Source organism: Mesorhizobium sp. LNHC232B00 (genome assembly GCF_000502435.1).
Lineage (GTDB): Bacteria > Pseudomonadota > Alphaproteobacteria > Rhizobiales > Rhizobiaceae > Mesorhizobium > Mesorhizobium opportunistum.
On the sequence record NZ_AYWP01000032.1, the window covers coordinates 47,216 to 57,337 of the forward strand.

Annotated in this window: 9 protein-coding genes and 1 pseudogene; all 10 read left to right on the top strand. The window is 63.1% G+C overall.

Annotation, left to right across the window (positions count from 1 at the left end; translation table 11 throughout):
- The first annotated feature begins 151 nt into the window (after positions 1-151).
- A complete protein-coding gene (gene zapE / locus X743_RS142800; protein ID WP_023768434.1) occupies positions 152-1,354 on the top strand; it encodes a cell division protein ZapE in 1,203 nt (400 codons plus the stop codon).
- A gap of 517 nt (positions 1,355-1,871) precedes the next feature.
- Complete coding sequence (gene mdh / locus X743_RS142795; RefSeq protein WP_023768435.1) at positions 1,872-2,840, top strand: malate dehydrogenase; 969 nt, start codon at positions 1,872-1,874, stop codon at positions 2,838-2,840.
- Between the two features lie 30 nt (positions 2,841-2,870).
- Positions 2,871-4,140, top strand: a pseudogene (gene sucC / locus X743_RS05145) (ADP-forming succinate--CoA ligase subunit beta).
- Positions 4,141-4,144: 4 nt separating this feature from the next.
- The gene (locus X743_RS142790; RefSeq protein WP_023768437.1) at positions 4,145-4,516 is read left to right on the top strand and encodes a cupin domain-containing protein; all 372 of its coding nucleotides are present in this window, start codon (positions 4,145-4,147) and stop codon (positions 4,514-4,516) included.
- A gap of 3 nt (positions 4,517-4,519) precedes the next feature.
- A complete protein-coding gene (locus X743_RS142785; protein ID WP_023768438.1) occupies positions 4,520-5,017 on the top strand; it encodes a DUF1579 family protein in 498 nt (165 codons plus the stop codon).
- An 83-nt stretch (positions 5,018-5,100) separates the two neighbouring features.
- On the top strand, positions 5,101-5,397 hold the full coding sequence (locus X743_RS1000000172420; protein ID WP_023768439.1) for a hypothetical protein: 297 nt from the start codon (positions 5,101-5,103) through the stop codon (positions 5,395-5,397).
- Entirely contained in the window at positions 5,324-5,740 is a 417-nt protein-coding gene (locus X743_RS0137090; protein WP_031258504.1) for a PIN domain-containing protein, read from the top strand. Before X743_RS1000000172420 ends, X743_RS0137090 begins: the two co-directional genes overlap by 74 nt.
- 26 nt (positions 5,741-5,766) lie before the next feature.
- Positions 5,767-6,669: a succinate--CoA ligase subunit alpha gene (gene sucD / locus X743_RS142775; protein ID WP_023768441.1), complete on the top strand. Its 903-nt coding sequence runs from the start codon at positions 5,767-5,769 to the stop codon at positions 6,667-6,669.
- A 141-nt stretch (positions 6,670-6,810) separates the two neighbouring features.
- Positions 6,811-9,798 (top strand): 2-oxoglutarate dehydrogenase E1 component, encoded by a 2,988-nt coding sequence (locus tag X743_RS142770; RefSeq protein WP_023768442.1) that lies wholly within the window; start codon positions 6,811-6,813, stop codon positions 9,796-9,798.
- A 45-nt stretch (positions 9,799-9,843) separates the two neighbouring features.
- The coding region (locus tag X743_RS0137095) for a biotin/lipoyl-containing protein (RefSeq protein WP_031258506.1) at positions 9,844-10,122 on the top strand (279 nt) is incomplete at its 3' end.

Consider the following 10,122-nt stretch of genomic DNA (forward strand, 5'->3'; position numbering starts at 1 on the left):
GCGAACGGCAGTTTTCTGCGCTTCCGGTGCTCACGTACTTTAAGTACGCTCCGCTCCGGTTCTCGAAAGCCACCATTCTCGGCTCGGCCTGACCTGAATCTCAACACACCTCGTCCCTGAGGATTCTTGCTCTGTACAAACGACGTGACCGATGCATCTGCGTGACGGCCTCCAGACCCATGCGACCGTCAGGCAGCGCTACGACCATCTGGTGGAAACCGGCGCGATCGAACGCGATCCGGCGCAGGAACGGATCGCCGCGGCACTCGACCGGCTGACATCGGAGATCTCGGCAAAACGGCTGGCGCACAAATCGAGTGCGCTGGGCTGGCTGTTTGCCCGCAAGCGCGAGACCAGGGACGTCGTCAAGGGCCTCTATATCCATGGCGGCGTCGGCCGCGGCAAGACCATGCTGATGGACATGTTCTTCGAGCTGCTGCCGGTCCGGCGCAAGCGCCGGGTCCATTTCAACGACTTCATGGCCGACGTGCAGGACCGCATCCAGAAGCACCGGCAGGCGCGCAAGAATGGCGAGGTCAGGGAAGACGACCCGATCCCGCCGGTGGCCAAGGCGCTGGCCGAGCAGGCCTGGGTGTTGTGCTTCGACGAGTTCTCGGTCACCGACATCGCCGACGCGATGATCCTGTCGCGGCTGTTCTCGGCATTGTTCGCCAGCGGCGTGGTGCTGGTCGCCACTTCGAACGTGGCGCCGGAGAACCTTTATAGCGACGGGCTGAACCGCCAGCTGTTCCTGCCGTTCATCGCCATACTGGAACGGCACGCGCAGGTGCTGTCGCTCGACAGCGACAAGGACTACCGGCTGGAAAAGCTCGCCCGCACGCCGGTCTATGTCACGCCGGCCGACGCTGCCGCCGACCGGGCGCTCGACGAGGCCTGGCAAACGATGACGCGCGGCACGCCGACGGCCGCGACGTCGCTGATGCTGAAGGGGCGGCAAGTGATCGTGCCGGCCGCGGCCAGCGACGCGGCGCGTTTTTCCTTCGCCGATCTCTGCGAAAAGCCGCTTGGCGCTCGCGATTTCCTGGCCATTGCCGGGCGCTTCTCGACCGTCTTCGTCGACCATGTGCCGGTGCTGGGCGAAGGCAAACGCAACGAGGCCAAGCGCTTCATCCTGCTGATCGACACGCTCTACGACCATCACACACGGCTGGTGGTGAGCGCCGACGCTCCGCCGCAAGAGCTTTATGTGGCCAAGCGCGGCGTCGAGGTGTTCGAATTCGAACGCACGGCCTCACGCCTGATCGAGATGCAGAGCCGGGACTGGCTGGAGGATTGGGCGGAGCGGCGGAAGGCGAAGGCGGCGCCGGCCGAAGCGCAGCAGGCGCAGGTGTAAAGAGAATCTCTGGAAGCCGCGATCTTTCGCGCCCCCCTCTGTCCTACCGGACATCTCCCCCACGAGGGGGGAGATCGGCCGTCGTCTCGGATTTCGCCGATCTGCGACGTTACAAGGGTGAGCGGAGCACCGAAGCTGCCAATCTCCCCCCGTGTGGGGGAGATGTCCGGCAGGACAGAGGGGGGCGCTGTCCCGCCAGCTCCAAGACTCAAACACATCCTCGGCGATCCGCATCACAAGGGCGTCATCGCCGGCTTCAAGCCTTACGATTTCCATCTTCATTGTGTAGATTCCTCCAAGTCGGCTTACAAACTTTGACGTTTACGTAAATCCCAAACCATCTAACCGATTGAAAATGCTCACCCCAAAATAATCGTTTGAATTTACCTCGCACCGGGGCTATTGGGTGCGGCGAAATCTCGCGGTTTCCCGCAACATTCCGGCCTCCTTCCTCGGCACCGTCATCAAGTCGTCAAAGACTTGGGCGCAGTCACAGACAAAGGGAAAACATCCTCACATGGCACGCAACAAGATAGCGCTCATCGGCTCGGGCATGATCGGCGGCACGCTCGCCCACATGATCGGCCTCAAGGACCTCGGCGACGTGGTGCTGTTCGATATCGCCGAGGGCGTCCCGCAGGGCAAGGGCCTCGATATCGCGCAGTCGTCGCCGGTCGATGGTTTCGATTCCCGGCTGACCGGTGTCAACGACTATGCCGGCATCGAGGGCGCCGATGTCTGCATCGTCACCGCCGGCGTGCCGCGCAAGCCGGGCATGAGCCGCGACGACCTGCTTGGCATCAACCTCAAGGTCATGGAACAGGTCGGCGCCGGCCTGAAGAAATACGCGCCGAAGGCTTTCGTCATCTGCATAACCAATCCGCTCGACGCCATGGTGTGGGCGCTGCAGAAGTTCTCCGGCCTGCCCAAAACCCACGTCGTCGGCATGGCCGGCGTGCTCGACAGTTCGCGCTTCCGCTACTTCCTGGCCGAGGAATTCAAGGTCTCGGTCGAGGACGTCACCGCCTTCGTGCTCGGCGGCCACGGCGATTCCATGGTGCCGATGATCCGTTATTCGACGGTATCGGGCATTCCGCTGCCCGATCTCATCAAGATGGGCTGGACCTCGAAGGAGAAGCTCGACCAGATCGTGCAACGCACCCGCGACGGCGGCGCCGAGATCGTCGGCCTGCTCAAGACCGGCTCGGCCTACTACGCCCCGGCCGCCTCGGCGATCTCGATGGCCGAAGCCTATCTCAAGGACAAGAAACGCGTGCTGCCGTGCGCGGCGCACCTTTCCGGCCAGTATGGGGTCAAGGGCACCTATGTCGGCGTTCCCGTGGTCATCGGCGCCGGCGGTGTCGAGCGCATCATCGAGATCGACCTCAACAAGGCCGAGCAGAAGATGTTCGACGCTTCGGTGGCGACGGTGCAGGGCCTGACCGAGGCCTGCGTCAAGATCGCGCCGCAACTCGCCTCTAAGTGAACCCCAGCAGCCGATCTGGAGACAATCCATATGAACATCCATGAATATCAGGGCAAGGCGCTGCTGAAGAGCTTTGGCGCGCCGGTGGCCGAAGGGGTGCCGGTGTTCAAGGCAGGTGAGGCGGAAGCCGCGGCACAAGCGCTTCCCGGCCCGCTCTATGTGGTGAAGAGCCAGATCCATGCCGGCGGACGCGGCAAGGGCAAGTTCAAGGAACTTGGCCCTGACGCCAAGGGCGGCGTGCGCTTGGCGAAGTCGGTGGCCGATGTCGTCGTCAACGCCAACGAGATGCTCGGCCACACGCTGGTCACCAAGCAGACCGGGCCTGCCGGCAAGCAGGTCAACCGCCTCTACATCGAGGACGGCGCCGACATCGACCGTGAACTCTATCTGTCGATCCTGGTCGACCGTTCGGTCGGCCGTGTCGCCTTCGTCGTCTCGACCGAGGGCGGCATGGACATCGAGGCGGTCGCGCATGATACGCCGGAAAAGATCATCACCGTCGCCATCGATCCGGAAAAGGGTGTGACCGCGGCCGATCTGAAGGCGCTCAACGGCGCGCTCAAGCTTGACGGCGACGCGGCCGGGGATGGCAACACGCTGTTCCCGATCCTCTACAAGGCGTTCGTCGAGAAGGATATGAGCCTGCTCGAGGTCAACCCGCTGATCGTCATGAAGAACGGCCGGCTGCGCGTGCTCGACGCAAAAGTATCGTTCGACAACAACGCGCTGTTTCGCCACCCCGACGTGATGGAACTGCGCGACACCACCGAAGAGGACGAGAAGGAAATCGAGGCGTCGAAATACGACCTCGCCTATGTCGCGCTCGACGGCAATATCGGCTGCATGGTCAACGGTGCCGGCCTTGCCATGGCAACGATGGACATCATCAAGCTCTATGGCGCCGAGCCCGCCAACTTCCTCGATGTCGGCGGCGGCGCGTCGAAGGAGAAGGTGACGGCGGCGTTCAAGATCATCACCAAGGATCCGGCGGTCAAAGGCATATTGATCAACATCTTCGGCGGCATCATGAAGTGCGACATCATCGCCGAGGGCGTGATTGCCGCGGTCAAGGAAGTCGGCCTGAAGGTGCCGCTGGTGGTGCGCCTGGAAGGCACCAATGCCGAGNGGCGTGATTGCCGCGGTCAAGGAAGTCGGCCTGAAGGTGCCGCTGGTGGTGCGCCTGGAAGGCACCAATGCCGAGCTCGGCAAGAAGATCATCAACGACAGTGGCCTGAATGTCGTCTCGGCCGATGATCTCGACGACGCGGCCAAGAAGATCGTGGCGGCGGTGAAGGGCTGAGCCGGTGCCTCCGCGCAAGATAAACCTGGTCGAGGCGGCGGACGCGAAGATCACCAAGGTGTTCGATCCGCATGTCGCCGGCGACGTCAATGACAGCCAGGCGAAGGTCGCCAAGTTCGGCGAGGCCTTCGACTGGCACGCGCATGACAATGAGGACGAAGCTTTCCTCGTGTTGCGCGGCCGTATCGCCATCGATTTCCGCGATGGTCCGGTCGAGCTTGGCGAGGGCGATTTCATCGTCGTGCCGCGTGGCGTCGAGCACCGGCCGCGCTCGCTGACCGCCGAGCCAGTGGTGCTGATGTTCGAGCCGGCGACGACGCTCAACACCGGCAATGCCAAGAGCGATCTTACCGTCACCGAACTGAAGCGGCTCTGAGCCATGAACGCGTCCCCCTTCTCCTCGCTCTCGGCCGATCACCAGCGCCTGCAGGCGCTGGTCGGCGCCTGGCGCGGCGAGGAAGAGGTGGCGGGCACGCAATGGACCGATGCCGGCACGGCGACTTCCGAAGTGCTGGCGGAGGCACAGTTCGGCGGCCTGTTCGTGGTGCAACGCTATCGCCAGCGCCGCGACGGCACGGTTTCGTTCGGCGCGCACAATGTGTTCGGCTTCGACCAGCAAAGCGGCGCGGTGACCATGCACCAGTTCGATTCGATGGGTTTGGTGCCGGCCTCGCCGGCCACGGGCACGTGGGACGGCAATAGGCTGACGCTGCTGCGCTCGTCACCGCGCGGGGCCGCACGCGTGAGCTACGATTTCGATGGCAGCGACAGCTATCGCATGCGGCTGCAATTCCAGCCTGTCGGCAGCGACGGCTGGCAAGACATGGTGAGCGGCCTCTACCGGCGCGTCCCGCCTTCCGCGATAGGGGAAGGCTGAATGATCGAGCTCGTGGGTAAGGCGGTTGAAGAATTACACATAATCACACATATAATGGCTGTGTATTTATGTGGAGATGAACGATGAAGAACGTCACCCTGGCCATGGACGAGGCTCTGCTGGAAAAGGCGCGAGGCCTAGCCGAACGCCGCAAGACGACGCTCAACGCCCTTATTCGTTCACTGCTTGCGCATGAAGTCGAGCAGGAAGACCGGATTGCCTGGGCGCGGGAAGGTATGCGTAGGCTGATGGCCGAAACTCCGCTCGACCTGGGCCCGGCGTACAAATGGAATCGGGACGAGATCTATGCCGAACGAGAAGATAGAATGCTTTCTCGACTCGAACGTCCTGCTGTACGCGGCTTCGGAGAGGACAAGTGATCCTCGCCGACACGATATCGCGCAAAGGCTTGTGCTGGAGACTGTCTTCGGCGTCTCTGGCCAGACCTTGGCCGAGTTCGCAAACGTTGCAAGACGCAAGTCAGTCTCTGCCGACGCAGTGGTCGATCAGTGGCTGGTGTTCCTCGGCACGTTGCCGTTTGTCCCGGTCGACCAGGCATATGTCATCGCAGGACTTCGTGTCGCGCGCCGCTATCAGCTTAAATACTACCACGCAGCGCTGCTCGCAGCCGCGGAGCGGCTCGGCGCGCCGATTTTCTACACCGAAGACCTCAATCACAACCAGGTTTATGGCTCGGTCCGAGCCGTCAATCCTTTCTTGTAATCGCTGAATTCAGAGGCGCATCACCCATGTCCATTCTCGTCGACAAGAACACCAAGGTGCTGGTGCAGGGCCTGACCGGCAAGACCGGCACGTTCCACACCGAACAGGCGCTGGCCTATCATGGCACCAAGATGGTGGGCGGCATCCATCCCAAGAAGGGCGGCGAGACCTGGACCGGGTCGAAGGGCGAGAACCTGCCGATCTTCGCCACTGTCGCCGAGGGCAAGGCAAAGACCGGCGCCAACGCGTCCGTCGTCTACGTGCCGCCGGCGGGTGCCGCCGAAGCCATCCTGGAAGCGATCGAGGCCGAGATCCCGCTGATCATCTGCATCACCGAAGGCATTCCGGTGATGGACATGATCAAGGTCAAGGCGCGGCTCGACCGCTCGGCCTCGCGGCTGATCGGGCCGAACTGCCCGGGCGTGCTCACCCCCAACGAATGCAAGATCGGCATCATGCCCGGCAACATATTCCGCAAGGGCTCGGTCGGCGTTGTTTCGCGCTCGGGAACACTTACCTATGAGGCAGTGTTCCAGACCACCAATGTCGGCCTCGGCCAGACCACCGCCGTCGGCATTGGCGGCGACCCCGTCAAGGGCACGGAGTTCATCGACGTGCTCGAGATGTTCCTCGCCGACGACGAGACCAAGTCGATCATCATGATCGGCGAGATCGGCGGTTCGGCCGAGGAAGACGCCGCGCAGTTCCTCAAGGACGAAGCCAAGCGTGGCCGCAAGAAGCCGATGGCCGGCTTCATCGCCGGGCGCACGGCGCCGGCCGGCCGCACCATGGGCCACGCGGGCGCGGTCATCTCCGGCGGCAAGGGCGGCGCGGAAGACAAGATCGCGGCGATGGAATCGGCCGGCATCAAGGTATCGCCTTCGCCGGCACGGCTGGGCACAACGCTGGTCGAGGCGATCAAGGGTTAAGGCAGTAAGGGAGTAAGGAGTAGGGCAGTAGGGGAATAGGAAGAACGGGACGAGCGCGGCTGCTTTCCCTACTGCCTTACTCCCCTACTGCCCTACTCCCCTCCAAAAACAGGAGACGGAGCCGGGCTCCGCAGACAAAAAATGGCAAGACAAGATCAGGCCAACGACCAGTTTTCGCTCACCTCTTTCCTCTATGGCGGCAACGCGGACTATATCGACGCGCTGTACGCCGCCTATGACGACGATCCCGCCTCGGTCAATCCCGAGTGGCAGGAGTTCTTCGCCGGGCTGAAGGACGATGCCGGCGATGTGCGCAGGAACGCCAAGGGCGCCTCATGGGAAAAGCTCTCCTGGCCGCTGCAGGCCAATGGCGAACTGGTTTCGGCGCTCGACGGCAATTGGGGCATCGTCGAGAAGACGATCGAAAAGAAGGTCAAGGACAAGGCGGTCACCAACGGCGTGGTCCTGTCCGACGCCGATGTGCACCAGGCGACGCGCGATTCCGTGCGCGCCATCATGATGATCCGCGCCTACCGCATGCGCGGCCATCTGCACGCCAATCTCGATCCGCTCGGCATCGCCAAGCCGCTCGAGGACTACAATGAATTGTCGCCCGAGAATTACGGCTTCACCGAAGCCGACTACGACCGGCCGATCTTCCTCGACAACGTGCTCGGCCTCGAATTCGGCTCTATTCGGCAGATGCTGGAGATCCTGACCCGCACCTATTGCTCGACGCTCGGCGTCGAGTTCATGCACATCTCCGATCCCGAGGAAAAGGCCTGGATCCAGGCGCGTATCGAAGGCGCCGACAAGGAAATCTCCTTCACCGCCACGGGCAAGAAGGCGATCCTCTCGAAGCTGGTGGAGGCGGAAGGCTTCGAGCAGTTCATCGACGTCAAGTACAAGGGCACCAAGCGTTTCGGCCTCGACGGCAGTGAAGCGTTGATTCCGGCGCTGGAACAGATCGTCAAGCGCGGCGGCCAGCTCGGCATGAAGGAAATCGTACTCGGCATGGCCCATCGCGGCCGGCTGAACGTGCTCAGCCAGGTGATGGCCAAACCGCACCGCGCCATTTTCCACGAGTTCAAGGGTGGCTCGGCCGCGCCCGACGAGGTCGAGGGCTCGGGCGACGTCAAGTACCATCTCGGCGCGTCGTCGGACCGCGAGTTCGACGGCAACAAGGTGCATCTGTCGCTGACCGCCAACCCCTCGCATCTGGAGATCGTCGATCCGGTGGTGATGGGCAAGGCGCGCGCCAAGCAGGACTCTCTGTTCGGTCGCGGCCGCGAGGAGATCGTGCCGCTGGAGGAGCGCGCCAAGGTGCTGCCGCTGCTGCTGCATGGCGATGCCGCCTTCGCCGGCCAGGGCGTGATCGCCGAAATCCTCGGCCTGTCGGGCCTGCGCGGCCACCGCGTCGCCGGCACGCTGCATTTCATCATCAACAACCAGATCGGCTTCACCACCAATCCGCGCTTCTCGCGCTCGTCGCCCTATCCGTCCGACGTCGCCAAGATGATCGAGGCGCCGATCTTCCACGTCAATGGCGACGATCCGGAAGCCGTGGTGCATGCCACCAAGGTGGCGATCGAATTCCGCATGAAATTCCACAAGCCCGTTGTGGTCGACATGTTCTGCTACCGCCGCTTCGGCCACAATGAGGGCGACGAGCCGGCTTTCACCCAGCCGATCATGTACCGCAACATCCGCACCCATAAGACGACGGTGCAGATCTATGGCGAGCGGCTGATCGCCGAGGGCCATATCAGCCAGGCCGAACTCGACCAGATGAAGGCCGACTGGCGCGCGCACCTGGAGCAGGAATGGGAAGTCGGCCAGCACTACAAGCCCAACAAGGCCGACTGGCTCGACGGCGCCTGGTCGGGCCTGCGTACGGCCGACAACCAGGACGAACAAAGGCGCGGCAAAACCGCCGTCCCGGTCAAGACGCTTAAGGAGATCGGCAAGAAGCTGACCGAGGTGCCGAAGGGCTTCGAGGCGCACAAGACGATCATCCGCTTCCTCGAGAACCGTCGCGAGGCGATCGAATCGGGCGAAGGCATCGACTGGTCGACAGCCGAGGCGCTCGCCTTCGGCGCCATCCTGCTCGACGGCAACCCGATCCGCCTCTCGGGGCAGGATTCCGAACGCGGCACCTTCTCGCAGCGCCATTCGGTGCTCTACGACCAGCGCGACGAGACCCGCTACATCCCGCTCAACAATCTGTCGGCGGCGCAGGCGGGCTACGAAGTCATCAACTCGATGCTGTCGGAAGAGGCGGTGCTCGGCTTCGAATATGGCTACAGCCTGGCCGAGCCGAAGGCGCTGACGCTGTGGGAAGCGCAGTTCGGCGACTTCGCCAACGGCGCCCAGGTGGTGTTCGACCAGTTCATCTCCTCCGGCGAGCGCAAGTGGCTCAGAATGTCGGGCCTCGTCTGCCTGTTGCCGCACGGCTATGAAGGCCAGGGCCCGGAGCACTCCTCGGCCCGCCTGGAACGCTTCCTGCAGCTTTGCGCCGAAGACAACATGCAAGTGGCCAACTGCACGACGCCGGCCAACTATTTCCACATCCTGCGCCGGCAGCTGAAGCGGGATTTCCGCAAGCCGCTGATCCTGATGACGCCGAAGTCGCTGCTGCGCCACAAGCGGGCGGTGTCGACGCTGCCGGAAATCTCGGGCGAAAGCTCGTTCCACCGGCTGCTGTGGGACGACGCCCAGCTCTTGCCCAATCAGCCGATCAAGCTCACCAAGGATTCCAAGATCCGCCGCGTCGTGCTGTGCACGGGCAAGGTTTATTACGATCTCTACGAGGAGCGCGAGAAGCGCGGCATCAACGACATCTACCTGCTGCGCGTCGAACAGCTCTATCCATTCCCGGCCAAGGCGCTGATCACCGAATTGTCGCGTTTCCGCAACGCCGAGATGGTGTGGTGCCAGGAGGAGCCCAAGAACATGGGCGCCTGGTCCTTCATCGACCCCTATCTGGAATGGGTGCTGGCACATATCGACGCCAAGCATCAGCGGGTGCGCTACACCGGCCGGCCGGCGTCCGCGTCGCCGGCTACCGGACTGATGTCCAAGCACCTTGCCCAGCTCGCCGCCCTGCTCGAAGACGCGCTTGGTGAATAGAGAAAATCTGGGCGAACAACAGAACCGAAAGAACGGACAGGCACAATGGCTACCGAAATCCGCGTTCCCACTCTCGGCGAATCCGTCACCGAGGCGACCATCGGCAAATGGTTCAAGAAGGTCGGCGATGCCATTGCCGTCGACGAGCCTCTGGTCGAGCTCGAAACCGACAAGGTGACGGTGGAGGTTCCGGCCGCCGCCGCAGGCACGCTGGGTGAGATCACCGCCAAGGAAGGCGAGACCGTCGGCGTCGGCGCGCTGCTGGGCTCGATCGCGGCCGGTGGCGCCGCTGCCCCGGCCACCAAGCCGCAGGCCGTGGCACAG